Below are 20621 nucleotides of genomic sequence, written 5' to 3' on the forward strand. Positions count from 1 at the left end.
CTGACTATGTTATTTCGCTTTTGTTTCATCAGTTTTTTTGTACTTTTGATCTCGGCATGTAGCACTGCACCCAAAAAGCCTCAGCCCTTAGATCCCAACATTACCCAACGCTTAAAAAGCATGCCATTGCCCTCGAAGCTTCCTATTCCAGTTGAAAATGTAAAAACTCAACATTTAAAAGATACTTGGGGCGCATCACGGAGCAGTGGACGTACCCATGAAGGGATTGATATTTTGGCACCCAAAGGCACAAAGGTTTATAGTACAACCGATGGCGTGGTCGGAAGTATGAGGAACAATAATCTGGGTGGTAAAGTCATTTGGATTTTAGGTCCAAGCAACTCTTGGCATTATTATGCACATCTCGATGACCACAAGCGCGGTCTAAAACAAGGTGATGTGGTACGCAAAGGTCAACACATTGGCTATGTTGGCAATACTGGAAATGCACGTCATACTGCTCCACATCTACACTATGGATTGTATTTGTCTGGTCGCGGACGCGGTGCAGTCAATCCCTATCCATATTTACGTTAATGTATTCATTTATTTTAGTTTTAGGAAATTTTCATGTCAGAAGCTTTGATCAATCGTCTCGTTGAATTTGCAGAATCAGGCAATCAGCAAAGGATTGTACTGAATGGCGTAACCCATCAAGGCTGGATCATGGAAATCAGCGATGAAGCTCTGATGATTAGTACAGGATTTGCAGAAAAATCGGGTCATGATGCATGGCTGAAATTTGAAGATTTGACCCAAGCCGAACTTTATTTTTGGGACAACAAAAATGATCTTTGGGTTGAATTTAAGATCTAATTTTTTAATTCAGCACTCAACATCAAATAATAAAAATAAACACCTTTAGGAGCACCTCAATATGAATCAACAACGTTGCGGTTGGTGCTCCAATAATCCTCTCTATATCGCTTACCATGATCACGAATGGGGAAAACCGCAATTCGATGAACCACATTTATTTGAAATGCTCTGCTTGGAAGGTCAACAGGCGGGATTGTCTTGGATTACGGTACTGAAAAAACGAGAAAGCTATCGCCAGCAGTTTTTTCAACATTCAATTGCGCAGATTGCTCAGTTTACGGATGAAGAACTTCAAGAAAAATGCTTAGATGCGGGATTGATTCGCCATATCGGAAAACTCAAAGCCATTCGTGACAATGCCATCGCATGGGAACAGATGAAAGGCCAAGGAACCGATATGGTGAAATGGCTGTGGGACTTTGTCGAGCAGAAAACCATGATCAATGATGTTGAAAACTATAAGACAGCACCTGCACAAACAGCCTTAAGCCTACAGCTTTCTAAAACTTTAAAGAAAAACGGTTTTAAATTTGTCGGTCCAACCACCATCTATGCCTTTATGCAGGCAGTTGGCATGGTCGATGATCATGAAAACGACTGTTTTTCCAAATCTCAACCGTAATTCAGATCATTACAGGTACAGCTTTGATTTGTCTGCTTCAAGCCACAGAATCCTGCATGCCCCTCGCTAATTCTCTACGTGTCCAATCGGCTAAGAGATGGATTGCATCTTGAATCGTTGATGACAACTCATGTCCTGCATTTAAGCGAATACAATTGTTATAACGCTGATCTTCACCAAAAACTTTGCCCGGTACGATATTGATCCCCTGCTCTTGAGCAAAGTAATACATCGCCAAACTGTCAATGTGCTCAGGGAACTGTAGCCATAAGCAATAACTGCCTTCAGGCTGATTGATACTCAGTTCTACACCATGAAAGGCTTGAATAATAAATTGACGATACTGCTCCACTTGCTGTTTTAAAATTGGTCTGAGTTTCTTTAAATGCTGACGATAAGCACGGCTATAAATGAGATCAGCTAAGCCCAATTGCAACGGCGTATTCACCACCACATTTTTATGAATAAATTTATAACGCAAATGTTTTAAGCGTTCAGGTACACAGAACCAGCCGACTCGATAGGAACTCGATAGTGATTTAGAGATCGAACTACAATAAATCACATAGCCTTCTTTATCCCAATTCTTCATCGGCAAAGGTCGATTGAGATCAAAGCTACATTCGGCATAGATATCATCTTCAATGATGTAGCACTGATATTTAGCTGCCAGTTGCACAATTTTTTCTTTTTCAGCATTGCTCAAACAAAAGCCCAAAGGATTTTGATAATTGGAGGTCAATAGACATGCTTTGGCTGCTGGATTTTGCATAGCTTGTTCTAGACGATCGATATCAAAACCTTCGGTACTGGCTGGAATTTCAATAATTTTTCGTTTTAACACCGCCAACAATTGTAATTGCCCGTTGAAATTTGGCGTCGGGACAATGATGCTGTCTCCCACATGACTGATACTTTGTAAGACCACTGACAATGCAGGCATACAACCATTGGTAATATAAATATCTTCTTGGGAAATGTGAAAACCATCCTCTGCCCAATGTGCAGATAAAGCCTCTCTCAATAAACGATGCCCTTGGCGATCACTATACAAAAAGTCTTCCGGTTTACTGTGTTTGAGCGCCCGTTGTAGGGAGCGACGCATTGCATCCACTGGGACTAAATTGGGTGATAATTGAATCGCGCCAAGATGAATCAATTGACTGTTAATCGAAGCTTCTTGAATCTCCATTTGTAATTGTAAATTCGTCACTTCACGCGGAATCGACACAAAATCAGGATGATGAGGAACAGGCACTTTGACCGTTTTAGACAATTGTTCTTGGACAAAATAGCCTGCTTTAGGCTTCACATAAATCAATCCTTGTGCTTCTAATAATTCATAGCAACTCTTTGCGGTATTCAGACTAATGTCATTGAGTTTTGCAAAATGTCGAAGTGAATTTAACCGCTGACCCAAAGCCAATTCGCCTTGCTGGATTTTTTGAGCCAGTTGCTCAGCAAGGATTTGATATTGAAAAGCCATTCTGTACCTATTTTTTATTCATTGTTGTATCTGTAACTATCAGCATAGCAGATTTATGCTCTTCTCAGTGCTTAGAACAATCAACACTGAATGCAATGGAGACCATGATGAAGACAACAATGAACTTTCAAGCCAATAAAAATAAAGTGTTTCAACTCAGCTTGATTGGACTTGCAACCCTCATGACGGGCTGTGAAACACAGCAACCGAATGTTCTAGCACAACAGCAAAACTATATTTGTAAATCACTGATCGATGGGTTTTTAAAAACTCAACAATTGGGACAATACGAAATCAGCGAAGTTTCTCCAAGCTTGGATCAAGTCTCACCACAACGTCACTATATTTATAACATTCGTAGTGATCAAAGCTTTAGATTGAATATACCCAAACAAAATGAGTTGAAATTTATCTGTAACCAACCCACTGAACAACGATTTAGTGTGGAACTCTTTGATCCATCTCAACAGCGATTATCCGCCTTAATGAGTATTGATTTACCGCCTCAGCAACAAATCAAGAAATTGACCGCATACGCTTTAAATCAAAACTGAAAATAAAGTAAAAAACAAAAGCCTGCTCCATAGCAGGCTTTTGTCTAACACTTTTAAAATCGAGTAATTTAAAATGACTTACTTTAAAATATTCGGCAAATTTGGAAGTTTAAGATTGGGCTTGGCCAATTCTGCTTTCATTTTTTGTAGCATTTGATAGGGCTGTTGTTGTACAAACATATTGGTCACACTTTGTGGAATCACACCTTCAGGATCAGCATAACCCGTCGTAACAACACTGACTTTTCCATCACCCAACTGATTAAAAGTCCAATCCCCTTCATATTTTTTTAATCGAATATAATTGGGATTGATTGCTTTGCCTTGCTGAATGGCTTTGTTCTTAATTTGAATCGTCCCATTGGCATCTTTTTGCATTTTCCCTTGGATAACCAAATCCCGATCTTTCAAGGGAAATGGAAAATCCAAAACCATATACAGCTTGAATTCGCCTTTATTTAAGTCTTGAGAAAGTACTTGGGTCGATGCCACATTTGGAATCCATGCTTTGGCATTTTCTACATCCAAAACAAGACCTACTGCACGTTCTAAAGTGGTATTTAACGTGGTTTCGGCTTTATATGAAATGATTGGATTATTGGGACTTTGAATCGTCCATACTTTAACGTTTTTTTTATTGATGCTGAGTTTCGCTGTTTCAGCCGAAAAAACAGGTGTTGTCAGGCAACTTGCACTGACAACACACATCATCATGAAAAGTTTAGGACAGCGTCCTGTTTTGATTTTTATATTTTTCATTTCTCAATGCTTCAATTTTAATTATTTTAAATCGCACTTAATGTGCATCGTGCTTTCACTGTTTATTCTGCTTACACTTCAAACAGCTTATCGCTCAGAAGCTTGTAGCTCAGAATTAAACTTTAATTTCGTTAAAGCCTAATACATCATGCATGTCATATTTTTTCGGTTCTTTACCGACAACCCAAGCCGCAGCACGGACAGCACCCGACGCAAAGTTCATGCGATTGGTTGCTTTATGGGTAATTTCAACACGCTCACCTTCACCGATAAACATCGCCGTATGTTCACCCACAATATCGCCACCGCGAATGGTTTGGAAACCAATGCTCTTACGTTCCCGTGGCCCTGTATGTCCTTCACGGTGATAGACAGCATCTTCTTTTAGGTCACGACCTAAAGCACCAGCAATCGCCTCACCCATCATCAATGCCGTACCTGATGGTGCATCAACTTTATGACGGTGATGTGCTTCAATCACTTCGATATCAACTGTATCGCCAAAGACTTTAGATGCAAGTTCTAACAGTTTAATCGATACGTTCACGCCAACTGAATAATTTGCTGCATACACCACAGGGGCTTGAGTTGCAGATTCTTCAAGGAATGCTTTCTGTTCGTCATTCATTCCTGTTGTACCAATCACGATCGCAACACCAGCTTCACGGCACAGCTTTAAATGCTGTTGAGTGGCAGCAGGCGCAGTGAAATCAATCACCACATCACAATCTTTTAAAACTTGTTCTAAGCTTCCAACAACTTTGACACCAACAGCACCAATACCCGCAAGTTCACCTGCATCAGCGCCAATCAAGCTACTTTCAGGACGTTCAACTGCGGCTGCCAACTGGAAGCCAGCTTCTTTAACAGCTTGAATAAGGATGCGTCCCATACGACCGCCTGCACCAAGTACACCAATGCGTGGAGCTGCTGACATAACATATTCCTAATGTTGATTCAAAATTGCTCTTACTATAGCAAAACTCAACAAAGACGCTAAGTTTCCGACTTAAAATACTCTAAAAATAATCACAGGTATTGACGCTTTTAATAATGCTCAACAATCAAACAATCGCTATATCTGATTAAAATTATAATTTTATTCGGTTTTTCAAATCAAAAGATCCATTCTAAGATCACTGCATATAAGCCCAGAATCGAAAAGGACTAAATATGACTGACCAAGTACGCAAAACTGCAACGATTCATCGCATTGAAAATCTTCAATTATCAAACACGCTGATTTCATCTTTAGACAACGCACATGATGCACAGCAAATCGTTGAAGCTATAGAAATATTAATGCCATTTAGCAAAAAATGGTACTGAGTTCAGATCGAGCTCAGTCCTTTTAAATATTTATCTTCCTATTCGTTTAATCTTATCTATTCAATTTTCTGCTTAAAGTTTTTCAAAAAAGTGATTTAAAAAATTAGATGCCACAACAATCTTATTAAAATTTTTATAAAATCTTACATATTCAATTGTAATCACGATCAAAGACTAAACAGCTTATAAGGTGCTTATAACAGCGCTATTTCAATGGCTTTTTTTCTATTTTATGAAATTATGTTCTTATTATCTTTGCTTTTTTAATCGAATATACATTTAATCTTCACAGTTTCTCTGCAATTTTTCAGTACAGTAGTCGAATAATAAGCCATTCAGGGTAAATGAGGTCGCAATATGAAAAAGATTTTGACAGCTTTGGCAATATCTTTCAGTACGCTGTTGGTTTCAACAGTTGTACCTGCATCTCCTCATTCTCAAGAGTTTCGTGACAATGGACCGGATCGTAGCAAAGGATTTGAAAAGCGAGGTTATCGAGATGCGGAGGATGATCAAGATTTTCAAGATCATCGCAAAGTCCGTGAAGAACGTGGTGTTAAACGCTTAAAACAGCATAAATGGCAAACGGGTTATGTCATGCCACAGCATTATCGTGGAAACAGTTATAAGACAGATTATAAAGATAATAATCTGCCAAAACCCTCTCGTAACCAGCAATGGTACAAGATCAATAATGATTTCATCTTGGTGGACTCAGACAACAACAGTATTTTGAAAATCCAAGAAGATTAATCTTCAATATAAGCACAAATAAAAATTCAAAGCTCAACATTGGTTGGGCTTTTTTTATTTGCCTTTAAACTGATGATTTATCAATACCCGACAGTCAAAGCCTGATATAGCAACCTCCACGATGTCTTCATACATTTCACAATTTAACTAAATTTCTCCACGGTTTATCTCACATGATGTTTTAACTTAGAACCATCAAATACAGATAGAACAATGTTGAGGTAACTGAAATGAAAAAAGTATTAACTGCAATCGCAATTTCTATGAGTGCATTGATGGCGACCACAGCAATGGCTGCACCAAATGATCATCGCGATGACCGTCATCACCCGAAAGCAAATCCACAATGGAATAAAGACCATCGTGATTCTCGTGCTAATGATCATCGTTTTGATAAAAAAGCACATAGTTCATCATTAAATCCAAGTCGTCAATGGCGTACAGGTCAAGAACTTCCTCGTCAATTCGCTTCATCTCGATATGAAGTCAACAAAAATGAATTACGTCGTTTACCAAAAGCTGGACATAACCAACAGTGGTTAAAAATCAACGGTGACTACGTACTTGTAAATGAACGTAATGACCGTATTTTAAAAATCATTGGATAATATCGAATCTTTATTTTTTAATCGCTTAAACATCACTTTCCTCCTCCAGCCCAAATCTGATTTGGGCTTTTTTATGCTCCAAATTCGATCTAAGGTGTGGAATTGGTTTTTTTTGTTTAGAATCTAAAAATAACCTTATTCCTATTGGTATGACTATGCATCCAGATTCATCAGAAACAGTACAAGGCACAGCGCAACAATATGTGCATTGGTTTCGAAACTCTGCACCGTATATCAATGCTCATCGCAATAAGACCTTTGTGCTGATGTTTGGAGGAGAAGCTTTACTGTCTGATAATTTTCAGCATATTATTCACGATATTGCCCTACTACACTCTCTAGGGATTCGTTTGATCTTGGTGCACGGTGCACGTCCACAAATCAGTGAAAATTTAAAAGAAAAGAATCTAAAAAGCCCATTTCATAAAAATCGTCGTATCACCCCCCGCGAATCTTTGAGTGCGGTAATGAATGCAGTCGGTTCAATTCGTTTGGAAATTGAAGCCCTACTTTCAATGGGGCTCGCCAATTCACCGATGTACGGCGCGAGAATTGATGTAGTTTCAGGTAATTTTGTTACAGCAAAACCCTATGGCATTCGTGATGGCGTGGACTATCAACTCTCAGGTGAAGTTCGTTCCATTGACAGTGAAGCGATTTTAAAACAACTGGATAATCATAATATTGTCTTACTTGGGCCAACAGGTTACTCCACCACAGGTGAAGTTTATAATTTATTGGCTGAAGAAGTCGCGACTAAAACCGCAATCCATTTACAAGCGGATAAATTGATATTTCTAGGGAGCCAACAAGGGGTCATGGATGAGTTTGGCAAGTTGATGCGAGAAGTGACACCACAACAGTTGGATCAACACATTGCCAAATATGTAGACTCAAATTTTGAAATTGCATTGCATTTAGATAAAGCCAAAGAAGCATCACTCAAAGGTGTACAGCGTGTCCATCTGCTCTCTTATGCACATGATGGCGCATTGCTTGAGGAACTTTTTACCCGTGATGGTCATGGCACCATGATCACCGATGCGCATTATGAAGAAGTCCGTACTGCTAATATCAAAGATGTCGGTGGCTTAATTGGTCTATTAAGACCTTTGGAAGAAGAAGGAATTTTGGTTTATCGTTCGCGTGAACGCTTAGAAAATGAAATTGAGCAATTTGCAGTGATTGAACGTGATGGCATGATTTTAGCCTGTGCCGCACTTTATCCTATTCCAAGCGCTGAAGATGAGTTGAAATCGGCTGAGATTGCGTGTGTTGCGGTTCATCCAAGCTATCGTAAATCAAACCGTGGTAGTCAAATCTTGCATTACCTTGAAGAAAAAGCCAAAGATTTAGGCATTCAGCAACTTTTTATTCTTACCACACGAACCGCACATTGGTTTTTGGAACAGGGTTTTGAAAATGCTTCGGTAGATGATCTGCCCCAAGCTCGACAAGCCCTTTATAACTTTCAAAGAAATTCAATCGTTTGTAAAAAGCCACTTTAAAAGTGGTTTTTTTATGTCTGTCATATCTCTATTTTGCATAAGCTTATCCAAAATGCGTCCACCTTTTGAGCTAATAGACTTAGTACAATTTCATCTAAAGACATCTACGAAATGGATTTCATAAAAATATTAATTATTTCAGCAACCTATAAACAATAAATCTTATTAAAACATTGAACTATTTTGCACATTTTTGAATAAGTTTTGCACTTTTGATTTTATCTTTTTTATTCATTAGGAATTCCTGATTTGTTATTTTTTTCGCAATAGAAAATTCATTAGCTTATGCATCTTACTTATTAAATTAGTTATTAAAGTTGTTCAAACTTTTCTAGCCATTCAAATTTTTAGTTTTTACAACTTTTTATTTAGGGATGCTACTGCTCATGACTACAGCCAATTCAAAACGCTTCAAAAAAACACTGATTCTTTCTTCGGTGGTTGCGGGTGTCATGATGCTTTCAGGCTGCGGTAAAAAAGAAGCGGAAAACTTAACGCTGAATATTGGTTATCAAAAATACGGTATTTTGCCGATTGTAAAAGAACGAGGCACACTTGAAACAGCGCTTAAAGCACAAGGCGTCAATATCCGTTGGGTTGAGTTTCCTGCAGGGCCTCAACTTCTTGAAGGTCTCAATGTGGGCAGTGTGTCTTTTGGTGAAGCGGGCGAAGCACCGCCTATTTTTGCTCAAGCAGCCAATTCCAATTTAGTGTATATCGCCAATCAGCCCGCAGCACCAAAAGCTGAAGCGCTGATCGTACAAAAAGATTCAGGAATTAAAACTGTACAAGACTTAAAAGGAAAACGCGTTGCCCTGAATAAAGGTTCAAATGTTCATTACCTTCTACTCAAAGTTTTAGAAGCCAACCAACTTAAACTTGAAGATATTGAAGTGGTGTACCTTCCCCCTTCGGATGCACGAGCTGCGTTCGAACGCGGTGCGGTCGATGCTTGGGTGATTTGGGATCCGTTCTTTGCCGCAGCTGAACATCAGATTGGTGCGCGTGTGATCGCCACAGGTGACAACCTTGTCAGTAACCATCAGTTCTATCTCGCTGATCGTAAATTTGCAGAACAAAATCCGAATGTTCTCAACACTGTGGTGAATGAACTTAACTCAACCACGCAATGGGTTTCTGCCAATCAAGACGAAGCCAGCAAACTCTTAGAAAAACCAACAGGCTTATCTTTTGATGTATTGAAATCTTCGATTTCACGCATGGGTTTTGGTGTCACACCCATTTCTACACGTGTCGCGAAAGAACAACAATATGTTGCCGATGCCTTTTATCAACAAAAATTGATTCCAAATCACATCAATATTCAGGCTGCAATCCTCAGTACAGCCAGTGCAAAATAATGAGAGTATTCAATATGAACACTTATAAAATTGTGGCGATCACAGGTTTAACTACACTGACATTGGGTTTAAGTGCATGCCAAAAAACTGAGTCACAACCAGCTGAAAAAACGACGAAAGAAAGCGCGGACCAACCCATAGAAAACATTTCAATTGGTTTTCAAAAATCAGCTTTAAACCTATTGGTTACCCGTGAACAAAAGCTTCTCGAGAAAGAATTTCCAGGTGCAAAAATCGAGTGGCGTGAGTTTCCTGCTGGCCCACAAATGCTTGAAGCGCTCGCTGTCGGTGCTGTGGATGTGGGTTACGTTGGAAACACACCACCTATCTTTGCTCAAGCTGCAGATAAAGATCTGAGCTATGTGGGCTATGAAGTTTATCCAGCCAATGCTTTAGGTGTGGTTTTACCCAAAAACTCTGCGATTCAAAAAATTGAAGACTTAAAGGGCAAGCGCATTGCTGTACAAAAAGGCTCAAGTGCACACGAACTTTTAGCCAAGGTTCTAGAGAAAGCCGGATTGTCATGGCAAGACATTGAACCGATTTGGTTACCGCCTGCAGATGCACGCGCAGCGCTTGATAAAGGTTCAATTGATGCATGGTCCATTTGGGATCCTTATCTCTCTGCAGTTGAATTGACTGGAAAAGTCGATGTGCTCATTGATGGCACAGACTTCCCGAAGACCTATTCGTATTACATTGCCAATCCAAAATTCACAACGGCACACCCTCATGCTGTCGACAAAGTGTTGAAAAGCTTAAACGAAGCAGACACTTGGATTTTGAATAACCAAACATTAGCAATTGACCTGTATTCGACCAGTACTGGCTTAAGCAAAGAAGTCGCTCAATCGGCTCTTGATCGCCGTTTAAAGCCTTCTCCAATTCGCCCTTTAACAGCGGAAAACATTGCATCACAGCAAAAAATTGCAGACTTGTTTTATGCAGAAAAATTGATACCGAAGCAAATCAATATTCAAGATGTCGTTAAAACGGCAATTGTTAACCCTTAACTTTGACCTATTCATTTTAGACACATTGATCTCGAACAGATTCAGCAAGGACATATGACATGAAAATTTTTTGGTTTATTCCGACTCACGGTGACAGTCGATACTTAGGTACAAGCAAAGGTGCTCGCCAAGTTGATCACGCTTACATGAAACAGATTGCTGTTGCAGTAGACAACCTTGGTTATGAAGGTGTCCTGATTCCGACTGGTCGTTCTTGCGAAGATCCTTGGATCACAGCAGCAAGCCTAATCGATGCAACCAAAAACCTTAAATTCCTTGTGGCTTTACGTCCGGGCGTAACGACACCTGCTTTAGCTGCACGTATGGCTGCCACATTTGACCGTTTATCCAATGGTCGTGTGCTGTTAAACCTTGTCACAGGTGGTGATGAACAAGAGTTAAAAGGTGATGGCGTTTATGAAGATCATTCAACGCGCTATAAAACAGCAACCGAATACACCAAAATTTGGCGTGAAATTTTAACGCGTTCGCACTCAGGTGAAAGCTTCTCATTCAATGGTGAGCGCTTACAAGTTGAAGATGCAAAATTACTCTATCCACCGATTCAAAAACCATACCCACCACTTTGGTTCGGTGGCTCTTCCGACGATGCCGTGGAACTTGCAACTGAACAAGTGGATACCTACTTAACTTGGGGTGAACCACCCGCAGCAGTGAAACAAAAACTTAAAAATGTTCGCGTTAAAGCAGCAGCCAAAGGTCGTACATTAAATTACGGTATTCGTTTACATGTGATTGTACGTGAAACCAATGAACAAGCGTGGGCAGCAGCGGAAGAACTGATTCAATATGTTGATGATGCAACGATTGCCGCTGCACAAGCCAAATTCAAAACCATGGATTCGATTGGTCAACGTCGCATGGCAGAGCTTCATAATGGCGATCGTACTAAACTTGAAGTTTCTCCAAACCTATGGGCAGGTGTTGGTTTAGTTCGTGGCGGTGCAGGTACTGCACTTGTCGGTGATCCACAAACCGTTGCTGATCGTATCCAAGAATATGCTGATTTAGGCATTGATACTTTTATCTTCTCGGGTTATCCGCATTTAGAAGAGTCGATCCGTTTTGCAGAATTGGTCTTCCCTCTTCTTCCGCTTGAAACACGTCAAAAATTAGCTCAACCGAACTTGACTGGCCCATTTGGTGAAATCGTAGCAAATAACTACGTTGCTGATGATGCTAAGAAAGAGGTCAAAACTCAGGAGCTAGCATGACCGCGCTCACAGAGAAATCTCAAAGCAACACGATTGTGTTGAATAAAACCAAGGTGATCAAACCTCAAGGTTTGATCACTCGTGGCTCAAGACACCTTGGACAACGTTTATTGCCATGGTTAGTTCCTATCTTCTTAATTGGTATTTGGCAAGTGGCGTCCATGACTGGCTTACTCGAAAGTCGTGTCCTACCTGCACCCACCGCTGTCGTTTCTGCATTTTGGGGACTTTTGGTCAGTGGCGAACTCTGGAAACATGTTCAAGTCAGTGCAGGACGAGCAATCATTGGTTTATTAATTGGTGGTGGACTGGGTTTATTGTTAGGACTGCTCAACGGTTCTTCTAAAATCGCATCAACTCTTCTCGACACCACTTTACAGATGATTCGGAATATTCCTGCACTTGCTTTAATTCCTTTAGTGATTCTTTGGTTTGGGATTGATGAAAGTGCCAAATTATTTTTAGTGGCGATTGGCGTGTTCTTTCCGATTTATATCAACACCTACCACGGGATACGATCCGTTGATCCACAACTGATTGAAATGGGTAAAAGCTACGGCCTCACCCAATGGCAGTTATATAAAGAAATTATTTTACCTGGTGCTTTAGCCTCTATTTTAGTCGGTCTCCGTTTTGCACTGGGCTTAGTGTGGGTACTGCTCATTGTTGCTGAAACCATCTCAGCTCAAGCAGGTATCGGCTATATGACCATGAATGCACGTGAATTTTTACAGACAGATGTTGTCCTTGTAGGAATCCTACTGTATGCCTTGCTCGGTAAACTGGCCGATGTACTTGCTGTTGGTTTAGAAAAATATCTATTGCGCTGGCATCCCGGCTATCAAAAATAGGAGTGGCTCATGACTGATTTAAGTGTTCAACACTATGCAAAAAACCATGACGCAAAAAACCATGCGCAAAACCAAAATCCGAATCCAAACCCAAATCCTTCTCAGAATGCAGCGACCTCGGTGAAAGATGCCCAAACCATTGGGGCAGAAATTCATATTGAACAACTGCATAAATTTTATGGCAAGGTCACTGTGCTTGAGGATTTAGACTTACATATTGCGCCGGGTGAATTTGTTGCGATTGTGGGGCGTAGCGGTTGTGGTAAAAGCACACTTCTTCGACTGATCGCTGATTTAGAGCAACCAAGTTATGGTGAAATTAAGTTTAAATCTGCACTGAATTTTCGTGAAGGCATTACCTCAGATGACATCCGCGTGATGTTTCAAGACCCACGTCTTCTTCCTTGGAAAAGCATTCTCAAAAATGTGCAATTGGGGGTCGATCAATCACAACATAGCAAAGCCCATGAGTTATTGAAAAAAGTCGGCTTAGATGAGAAAGCGGATCTGTGGCCTGCTCAGCTTTCAGGAGGGCAACGCCAACGTGCAGCTCTAGCACGTGCTTTATCGCACACACCGCGTATCCTATTGCTGGATGAACCCTTGGGTGCTCTAGATGCGCTCACGCGTTTAGATATGCAAAGCCTGATTGAACGGTTGTGGTTGGAACAAGGCTTTACCACCATTTTAGTGACCCATGATGTCAGTGAAGCTGTACAACTGGCAGATCGAATTATTCTTTTGGACAAAGGACATATTGCACATCAATTCACAGTCGATCTCCCTCGTCCACGTCAAAAAAATGCACGTTTTGCTGAGCTAGAGCAACAAGTTTTAAACGCTGTATTATCTACTTAAATTCATTGATCAATGCTCGTTTAACTCAGACGAGCATAAAAAATAATACGAACTCATCACCTCGATCTTTTTAATTCATACTTTTTTTGTCGGATTTTTTGATGGGATTAATCTATATAGGCTATCGCTTTTTTAATAAATTTAAATATTTAATCCCTAATACTATTTTTAGTATTTCATTAGTTATTGTTTATTAAAAAGTTTAGATTGATCACTAAATATCAATTTGATAACTATTCTTCACAATTAATTCTCATAATCATTTTGAAATGCGATTTCGCTTGTGCACAAATCAGACATTTTACCGTACAATTTGCAAATCCCTTTTTTTAGCTATAGATGAGATGGAACAGAAAAAAAGTACGCAAAAACGCCAACAACTTTTATCCGCAGCACTTGATGTGTTTTCTCTTTATGGATTCAGCGGTGCAAGCTTAGATGAAATTGCACAACGCGCTGATATGCATAAATCGAATATTTTCTATTACTACGAAAATAAGGAAGCATTGTACGTTGAAGTACTCACCACGGTGATGCAAAAATGGCTTGCGCCTTTACAAGTGCTAGAGCCTGATCTTGAACCTGCAGAAGCCATCACACAGTATTTGATGCAAAAGATTGAAGTGTCTCGCACTCAGCCGAAAGCATCTAAATTATTCGCGCTTGAAATCATTCAAGGTGCGCCACATATTTTGCCGATTTTAAAAGGTCCTTTAAGAAAGCTGTTTAAACGCAAATCTAAAGTGATTTTAAACTGGCAAGAGCAAGGCAAAATTTCTGACAAAATTGATGCTGAAGTTTTGATTTTAAACTTGTGGGGAATTACGCAGAACTATGCTGATTTCAGTACCCAAATCGAAATGGTGACGGGTAAAACTTTAAGCAACCGCAGCATGTATCAACGGACTATTGAACATACAGTTCATATGATGTTATACGGTATTATGCCTCGTTAATCCTTCCTCACGATCCTAGATTTTCATTCATCATTCGTATCAATATCTGTATGCATATATTGATTTGGCACACGACCATAGCGCTCTATGGTCGCCAAACTCAGAGATACGCTCTGATTTAAAATTTGAAATGCTGATCAACAAATATTAAATGCTTTTATATAACGATAATAATTTCTGAGCGCCCAATAATAAATTTTCTTCCCAATCGAGATGAGCCGTATCGTTGGCTCCGTCGGTAATATATTTGACAGAGATGAATCGAACGCCGAGTTTCTTGCACACTTTCGCGATGGCATAGCCTTCCATATCAACTAAGTTGCAAGGCACTTTCGGTTGACCTGTTTCAAAGCTATCTCCTGTTCCACAGATACCTTTAGGCAAATCTACAAAAAAGTCTTCCAAATCAATTTCCGCAGGATGATCATGATCCATAGGCGTAACACCCACAGGAAAACCAAGCGGTGAAACGTCCATATCACGTTGTACGAACTGAGTGACTTCAATCAAAGCATGTGCATCAAAGACGGAACTGCCTGCACTTCCTAAGTTAATGAGGGTTTTACAGCCTGTTTTTTGAATGATTTCAAAGGCTTTAAATGCCGCATTAACCTTACCGATACCGCTGTAATGCACCTCGATACCAGCTTGTTCAAACAAACCTTTTGATTCATTGGGCAAGGCCATGATTAAAGCTAAATCAGACATTTACTCACTCATTGCATGTGATTTTAAAGCGCGTATTAGAAATCAAAAAAGCATTTGTCGCAATTCAATCTATTTGAAATTCAAATGTATAAACTCAAGAATAAACAGCAAAAAATTATTTTCACAGAAAAAAAGCTGGGTAAAAACACAACAACAAGACGAAACTGTCAGAATATGGCAATATATAGCCCAAATTCATATTAGTCACTTAATCGCCCATGAAGCTGCTCCGTCTGAATGCTTTAGCGCCAAATTTTAAATTGCCCGAAACTGCCGTGACCATCGGCAATTTTGACGGTGTGCATTTGGGGCATCAGGCGATGGTGAGCCAGCTCAAAGATATTGCCGAGCAACAAAATCTAAAAACAGTGGTGATGATTTTTGAGCCACAGCCGCTTGAATACTTCAAAGCCTATGATGCTCCACCTCGCATTACGTCACTGCGTGAAAAAGTAGAATATTTAACTGAATTGGGCGTGGACTACATTGCGGTGGCAAAATTTGATGATGCCTTCCGTAATCTGAGTGCAGAAGAATTTGCCGACATATTAAAAGATAAACTAAATACCCAAAGCCTCGTTTTAGGTGAAGACCATCATTTCGGTAAAAACCGTCAAGGCAATAGCCAATTTTTACGTGACTACGGTTTTCATGTGACCGATCTTCAAAACGTCGAAGTCGATGGTGAACGCGTCAGCTCAACCTTGGTACGCCAAACTTTAGCTACAGGTGATTTAGAACGTGCAGCCAAACTCCTTGGTCGCCCCTATAGCATCACTGGGCGTGTCCAATACGGCGATCAAATTGGTCGAACGATTGACTTTCCTACGATTAATGTCCGCTTAAATCGACATCGTCCATGTCTAAATGGCATTTATGGCGTTGATGTGATTTGCGAAACACAATCTTTAAAAGATAAAGTGATTTCAGACAATTCCAATAAAGTTGGAGTTTCGGGTTATACCGAATCCTCCCTATTTGGTGCGGGTCATGTCGGTACTCGACCTGCGATCAAACAAGATCATCCTGAATGGCGATTAGAAGTACATTTCCCCAATGTTTCTGCTAATCTGTATGGCCTGCTTATGCGGGTGACATTCTTGAACTATTTACATGGCGAAAAGAATTATCCTTCGCTTGAAGCCTTAAAATCTGGAATTGATGATGATGTAGAGAAGCTCCTTGAGTTTCGTCAAAATCATCCCCATTTCCCATTTTAAATCCCTATTTTTTATTGTAAAACGCGTCAGTCTAATCACTGATAAATTTGGAAGACAACTTGCATGAGCGATAAGCAAACTCCTGAAAATGCTGTGGATTATAAAGCCACACTAAACCTCCCAGGTACTGAATTTGCGATGAAAGCAAATCTCGCAGTACGTGAAGCAAAATGGTTAGAAGAGTGGTATGCCGACGACATTTATCAGCAGATTCGTGCATCGCGTATTGGCAAGAAAAAATATGTGCTTCATGATGGCCCTCCGTATGCCAATGGTCAAATCCATTTAGGTCATGCGGTCAACAAAGTCCTCAAAGACATCATCATCAAAAGCCGTGTAATGGATGGTTTCGACGCACCGTATGTGCCAGGTTGGGACTGCCACGGTCTACCGATCGAACTTAAAGTCGAAGAAAAAGTCGGTAAAGTCGGTGTTAAAGTCGATGCACCTACCTTCCGTAAAGCATGCCGTGAATATGCTTACACTCAAATCGAACTTCAAAAGAAAGATTTCGTGCGTATGGGTGTGTTCGGTGATTGGGACAAACCTTATTTAACGATGAACTTCAAACAAGAAGCAGATATCGTTCGCTCTGTGGGTGAAATCGCGAAAGCAGGTCACATTGAGCCCGGTCTTAAACCCGTCAACTGGTGTTTAGACTGTGGTTCATCGTTGGCTGAAGCTGAAGTTGAATACGAAGATAAAAAGTCAGATGCAATTGATGTCGGCTTCACTGTTGTTGATTTAGCTGATCTTTCTGCTCGCCTAGGTGTAACCGTTACCGATCCTACAGACATCGTGATTTGGACAACTACACCTTGGACCATGCCTGCGAACCAAGCCGTTTCACTCCATGCCGATATTGAATATCAGTTGGTGAAAGCTGTCGGTGAAAATAAAGTTGCTCAAAACCTTATTCTTGCCAAAGATTTAGTTCAATCTGCAACTGAGCGTTACGGTTTCGAAAGTTTTGAAGTTATTGCTGATTTTAAGGGTGCCAAGCTTGAGTTACTTCAACTCCAACATCCTTTGATTACTGAACGCCAAGTGCCTGTGATTTTAGGTGAGCATGTCATTGCAACCAGTGGTACAGGTGCAGTACATACCGCCCCAGGTCATGGTGTGGACGACTATAAAGTCGGTTTACTCTATAACTTAAAAGTTGACAATCCTGTGGGTGGCAACGGTGTTTACTTACCGACTTCACCCATCTTCCCGGGCGAACACATTTATAAAGCCAATCCAAAAATCATCACGGCATTAAGTGAAGGTGGCAAACTTTGGGCGCATGTTGCGATTAAACATAGCTACCCGCATTGCTGGCGTCATAAAACACCGATTATTTTCCGTGCGACACCGCAATGGTTTATCAGCATGGATGCAAAAGGTTTACGTCAAAAAGCATTGAATGCCATTGAAAATGACATCAGCTTTGTACCTGATTGGGGTAAAAACCGTATTCAGGCAATGATTGAAGGGCGCCCTGACTGGTGTATCTCACGTCAACGTACTTGGGGTGTGCCAATTCCATTCTTCGTGCATAAAGATACCAATGAGCTCCACCCTCGTACACCTGAATTGATTGAAGAAGTTGCTCAGTTAATTGAAAAAGAAGGGATTGATGGTTGGTATAACCGTGATGCACGCGAATTCATCGGTGATGATGCTGACTGCTATAACGCTGTTCGTGACACGTTAGACGTATGGTTCGACTCAGGCACAACTCACTTTGCAGTCCTTCGTGAACGTGAAGAATTGACAGATCCTGCTGATCTCTACCTTGAAGGTTCAGACCAACACCGGGGCTGGTTCCAGTCTTCATTGTTAACTTCGATTGCCATCAATGAACGTGCACCTTATAAAGGCTTATTGACTCACGGTTTTGTGGTGGATGAAAAAGGCCGCAAGATGTCTAAATCGTTGGGTAACATCATTACCCCGCAAGATATCATTAAAGACATGGGTGCAGATGGTTTGCGCTTCTGGATTGCATCAGCAGATTACCGCTATGAAATGACCGCAGGTACAGAAATCTTTAGCCGTGCATCAGACGGTTATCGCCGTATTCGTAACACCCTTCGCTTCTTGCTTGCGAATCTGAATGGTTTCCAACCTGCAACCGATTGCTTAGCGATTGATGACTTGATTGCTCTTGATCAATATATCTTGCAACGTGCGACTGAAGTACAGAAAACCATTCAACAAGCCTATGAAGATATGAACTTCCATATCGTCACCAATGCTTTAACAAACTTCTGTATCAACGATTTGGGTGGTTTCTACTTAGATATCATCAAAGACCGTCAGTACACGACCAAAGCGGATTCTCAAGCACGTCGTTCTGCGCAAACTGCGTTGTACCATCTGGTTCAAGCCTTTGTTCGTTGGATGGCACCAATCTTGACCTTTACTGCTCAAGAAGCTTGGCCACTGATTCCAGGTCAAACTGAGAAATACGTATTCACCACTGAATGGTATGACATCCCTACTGCATCAAATGCTAACGTCGTATCTGAAGCTGAATGGCAAACACTCATTTCTGTAAAATCAGCGGTGAATAAGTTCATTGAAGCTGCACGTACTGCAAAAACAGTCGGTTCAAACTTGTCTGCTAAAGTTGATCTTTGGGCAAATGACGAATTAAAAGCAGTACTTGATCGTTTAGGGGATGAATTACGTTTCGTCCTTATTACATCGCAAGTGAATGTAAATTCTTTTAATGAGACACAAGGTGAAGCATCTGATCTAGAGGGTTTACGTGTACAAGTGTCTGCTGCAGATGGCGAGAAATGTGCACGTTGCTGGCATGTTCTTCCTGATGTGAATACACATCATGCACATCCAGGTCTTTGTTCTCGTTGTATTATTAACCTCCCAACAGGTCAAGGTGAAGAGAGAAAGTATGCCTAATCCGCACAATAAAAAGGGCTTATTCCAGTTCTACCCCCACAATTTGTGGTGGGTAGCTTTGTCTATAATCGCGATTATTCTCGATCAATGGACCAAATGGATTGCAACGACACATCTGAACTATGCAGATCCTGTCCCTGTACTGCCCTTTTTAAATTGGACATTACTGCATAACTACGGTGCCGCCTTTAGTTTCTTGTCCGATGCCGGTGGATGGCAACGCTATTTCTTTACTTCTCTTGCAGGGATTGTGTCGGTTATTTTTGTATTTTGGCTGGTTCGTATGCCGAAGAGCGTGACGATTTTACCTTTGGCGATCGCCCTGATTTTAAGCGGTGCTGTCGGTAATTTAATTGACCGTGTTGCTTTAGGCTATGTGGTCGATTTCATTCACGTTTATTACAATAACAGCCATTTCCCTGCATTTAATATTGCGGATAGTGCCATTACCTTAGGCACAATCTTGCTCCTTATCGATACTTTCTTTTTAGAAAAGCATCGTATTCAAGCTGCGGAAGCGCAAAAAAATGACTGATTTTATCAATCCAAATGAAGATACTCGCATTGAAGCGGGTTCTAAAGTCGATTTACACTTTTCTGTCGCGATTGAAAATGGCGTAGAAATTGACAATACCCGTAGCCGTGAAGAGCCTGTGAGCTTAGTCATGGGTGACGGTAGTTTACTCCCTGGTTTTGAAAAAGCATTGTTTGGTTTACGTGCAGGTGACCGTCGTACAGTGAGTCTCCCTCCTGAAGATGCATTTGGTCCTTGGAATCCTGAAAACGTGCAAAAGTTCGATACTATCAAGTTCGAACAACGTCCTGTTGAAGGCGAAATGATCGAGTTTGAAGATAAAGCAAAACAAAGCTTATTTGGCGTGGTGAAAACCATTGGTGATGACATCACTGAAGTGGATTTTAACCATCCTCTTGCTGGTAAGAACATTACGTTTGAAGTAGAAATCTTTAAAGTGACCCCTGCAGGTCAGCAAGGCATTAAAATTATGTAAGTCATTCTGACCTATATTGTTTAAAGCTTCTTCGGGAGCTTTTTTTTATTCAATTGTATTT

At 40.6% G+C, this 20621-nt stretch carries 22 protein-coding genes; 18 read left to right on the top strand and 4 right to left on the bottom strand.

Features of this window, described 5'->3' with window-relative positions; genetic code table 11:
• Positions 1-6 precede the first annotated feature (6 nt).
• The 3 genes from AC5YD2_RS05555 to AC5YD2_RS05565 all read left to right on the top strand — a co-directional run bounded on the left by AC5YD2_RS05555 (position 7) and on the right by AC5YD2_RS05565 (position 1441).
• Positions 7-537, top strand: coding sequence for a M23 family metallopeptidase (locus AC5YD2_RS05555; protein WP_496125365.1), 531 nt, complete (start codon positions 7-9; stop codon positions 535-537).
• Between the two features lie 33 nt (positions 538-570).
• Positions 571-816: a hypothetical protein gene (locus tag AC5YD2_RS05560; protein WP_496125366.1), complete on the top strand. Its 246-nt coding sequence runs from the start codon at positions 571-573 to the stop codon at positions 814-816.
• 61 nt (positions 817-877) lie between these two features.
• The gene (locus AC5YD2_RS05565; RefSeq protein ID WP_496125367.1) at positions 878-1441 is read left to right on the top strand and encodes a DNA-3-methyladenine glycosylase I; all 564 of its coding nucleotides are present in this window, start codon (positions 878-880) and stop codon (positions 1439-1441) included.
• Between the two features lie 37 nt (positions 1442-1478).
• On the opposite strand, the gene AC5YD2_RS05570 is transcribed toward AC5YD2_RS05565, so the two are convergent.
• Positions 1479-2927, bottom strand: coding sequence for an aminotransferase-like domain-containing protein (locus AC5YD2_RS05570; RefSeq protein WP_496125368.1), 1449 nt, complete (start codon positions 2925-2927; stop codon positions 1479-1481).
• A 107-nt stretch (positions 2928-3034) separates the two neighbouring features.
• On the opposite strand from AC5YD2_RS05570, the gene AC5YD2_RS05575 reads away from it, so the two are divergent.
• On the top strand, positions 3035-3481 hold the full coding sequence (locus tag AC5YD2_RS05575) for a hypothetical protein (RefSeq protein WP_496125369.1): 447 nt from the start codon (positions 3035-3037) through the stop codon (positions 3479-3481).
• A gap of 78 nt (positions 3482-3559) precedes the next feature.
• On the opposite strand, the gene AC5YD2_RS05580 is transcribed toward AC5YD2_RS05575, so the two are convergent.
• Entirely contained in the window at positions 3560-4240 is a 681-nt protein-coding gene (locus tag AC5YD2_RS05580) for an START domain-containing protein (RefSeq protein ID WP_496125370.1), read from the bottom strand.
• A 115-nt stretch (positions 4241-4355) separates the two neighbouring features.
• Positions 4356-5177, bottom strand: coding sequence for a 4-hydroxy-tetrahydrodipicolinate reductase (dapB, locus tag AC5YD2_RS05585; protein WP_496125372.1), 822 nt, complete (start codon positions 5175-5177; stop codon positions 4356-4358).
• Positions 5178-5413: 236 nt separating this feature from the next.
• Here dapB and AC5YD2_RS05590 point away from each other — a divergent pair, with 236 nt between their 5' ends.
• From AC5YD2_RS05590 to AC5YD2_RS05635, 10 genes are all read left to right on the top strand, one after another.
• Positions 5414-5569: a hypothetical protein gene (locus AC5YD2_RS05590; protein WP_496125373.1), complete on the top strand. Its 156-nt coding sequence runs from the start codon at positions 5414-5416 to the stop codon at positions 5567-5569.
• A gap of 357 nt (positions 5570-5926) precedes the next feature.
• Positions 5927-6322 (top strand): RcnB family protein, encoded by a 396-nt coding sequence (locus AC5YD2_RS05595; RefSeq protein ID WP_496125374.1) that lies wholly within the window; start codon positions 5927-5929, stop codon positions 6320-6322.
• A 230-nt stretch (positions 6323-6552) separates the two neighbouring features.
• Complete coding sequence (locus AC5YD2_RS05600; protein WP_496125375.1) at positions 6553-6930, top strand: RcnB family protein; 378 nt, start codon at positions 6553-6555, stop codon at positions 6928-6930.
• Between the two features lie 155 nt (positions 6931-7085).
• A complete protein-coding gene (argA, locus tag AC5YD2_RS05605) occupies positions 7086-8438 on the top strand; it encodes an amino-acid N-acetyltransferase (protein ID WP_496125376.1) in 1353 nt (450 codons plus the stop codon).
• Between the two features lie 386 nt (positions 8439-8824).
• Positions 8825-9799, top strand: coding sequence for a sulfonate ABC transporter substrate-binding protein (locus AC5YD2_RS05610; protein ID WP_496125377.1), 975 nt, complete (start codon positions 8825-8827; stop codon positions 9797-9799).
• A gap of 14 nt (positions 9800-9813) precedes the next feature.
• Positions 9814-10812 (top strand): aliphatic sulfonate ABC transporter substrate-binding protein, encoded by a 999-nt coding sequence (locus AC5YD2_RS05615; RefSeq protein WP_496125378.1) that lies wholly within the window; start codon positions 9814-9816, stop codon positions 10810-10812.
• A 59-nt stretch (positions 10813-10871) separates the two neighbouring features.
• Positions 10872-12047 carry an FMNH2-dependent alkanesulfonate monooxygenase gene (gene ssuD, locus AC5YD2_RS05620; RefSeq protein ID WP_496125379.1) on the top strand — a complete coding sequence of 392 codons (1176 nt, stop codon included), beginning with the start codon at positions 10872-10874 and terminating at the stop codon, positions 12045-12047.
• On the top strand, positions 12044-12898 hold the full coding sequence (ssuC, locus tag AC5YD2_RS05625; RefSeq protein WP_496125380.1) for an aliphatic sulfonate ABC transporter permease SsuC: 855 nt from the start codon (positions 12044-12046) through the stop codon (positions 12896-12898). Before ssuD ends, ssuC begins: the two co-directional genes overlap by 4 nt.
• Before the next feature lie 9 nt (positions 12899-12907).
• The gene (locus AC5YD2_RS05630) at positions 12908-13756 is read left to right on the top strand and encodes an ABC transporter ATP-binding protein (RefSeq protein WP_496125381.1); all 849 of its coding nucleotides are present in this window, start codon (positions 12908-12910) and stop codon (positions 13754-13756) included.
• 335 nt (positions 13757-14091) lie between these two features.
• Entirely contained in the window at positions 14092-14712 is a 621-nt protein-coding gene (locus AC5YD2_RS05635) for a TetR/AcrR family transcriptional regulator (RefSeq protein ID WP_496125407.1), read from the top strand.
• 147 nt (positions 14713-14859) lie between these two features.
• Here AC5YD2_RS05635 and AC5YD2_RS05640 read toward each other — a convergent pair whose 3' ends face one another.
• Positions 14860-15420, bottom strand: a complete 561-nt coding sequence (locus AC5YD2_RS05640) for a 5'-methylthioadenosine/S-adenosylhomocysteine nucleosidase family protein (protein WP_496125382.1) — start codon at positions 15418-15420, stop codon at positions 14860-14862.
• A 218-nt stretch (positions 15421-15638) separates the two neighbouring features.
• Here AC5YD2_RS05640 and ribF point away from each other — a divergent pair, with 218 nt between their 5' ends.
• From ribF to AC5YD2_RS05660, 4 genes are all read left to right on the top strand, one after another.
• The gene (gene ribF, locus AC5YD2_RS05645; protein WP_496125383.1) at positions 15639-16640 is read left to right on the top strand and encodes a riboflavin biosynthesis protein RibF; all 1002 of its coding nucleotides are present in this window, start codon (positions 15639-15641) and stop codon (positions 16638-16640) included.
• Between the two features lie 63 nt (positions 16641-16703).
• Positions 16704-19550 (top strand): isoleucine--tRNA ligase, encoded by a 2847-nt coding sequence (gene ileS / locus AC5YD2_RS05650; RefSeq protein WP_496125384.1) that lies wholly within the window; start codon positions 16704-16706, stop codon positions 19548-19550.
• The gene (gene lspA, locus AC5YD2_RS05655; RefSeq protein ID WP_496125385.1) at positions 19543-20085 is read left to right on the top strand and encodes a signal peptidase II; all 543 of its coding nucleotides are present in this window, start codon (positions 19543-19545) and stop codon (positions 20083-20085) included. The genes ileS and lspA overlap by 8 nt, the downstream gene beginning before the upstream one ends.
• Complete coding sequence (locus tag AC5YD2_RS05660; RefSeq protein ID WP_496125386.1) at positions 20078-20560, top strand: FKBP-type peptidyl-prolyl cis-trans isomerase; 483 nt, start codon at positions 20078-20080, stop codon at positions 20558-20560. The genes lspA and AC5YD2_RS05660 overlap by 8 nt, the downstream gene beginning before the upstream one ends.
• Positions 20561-20621: the final 61 nt, after the last annotated feature.

This window comes from Acinetobacter sp. CY73, assembly GCF_059515865.1.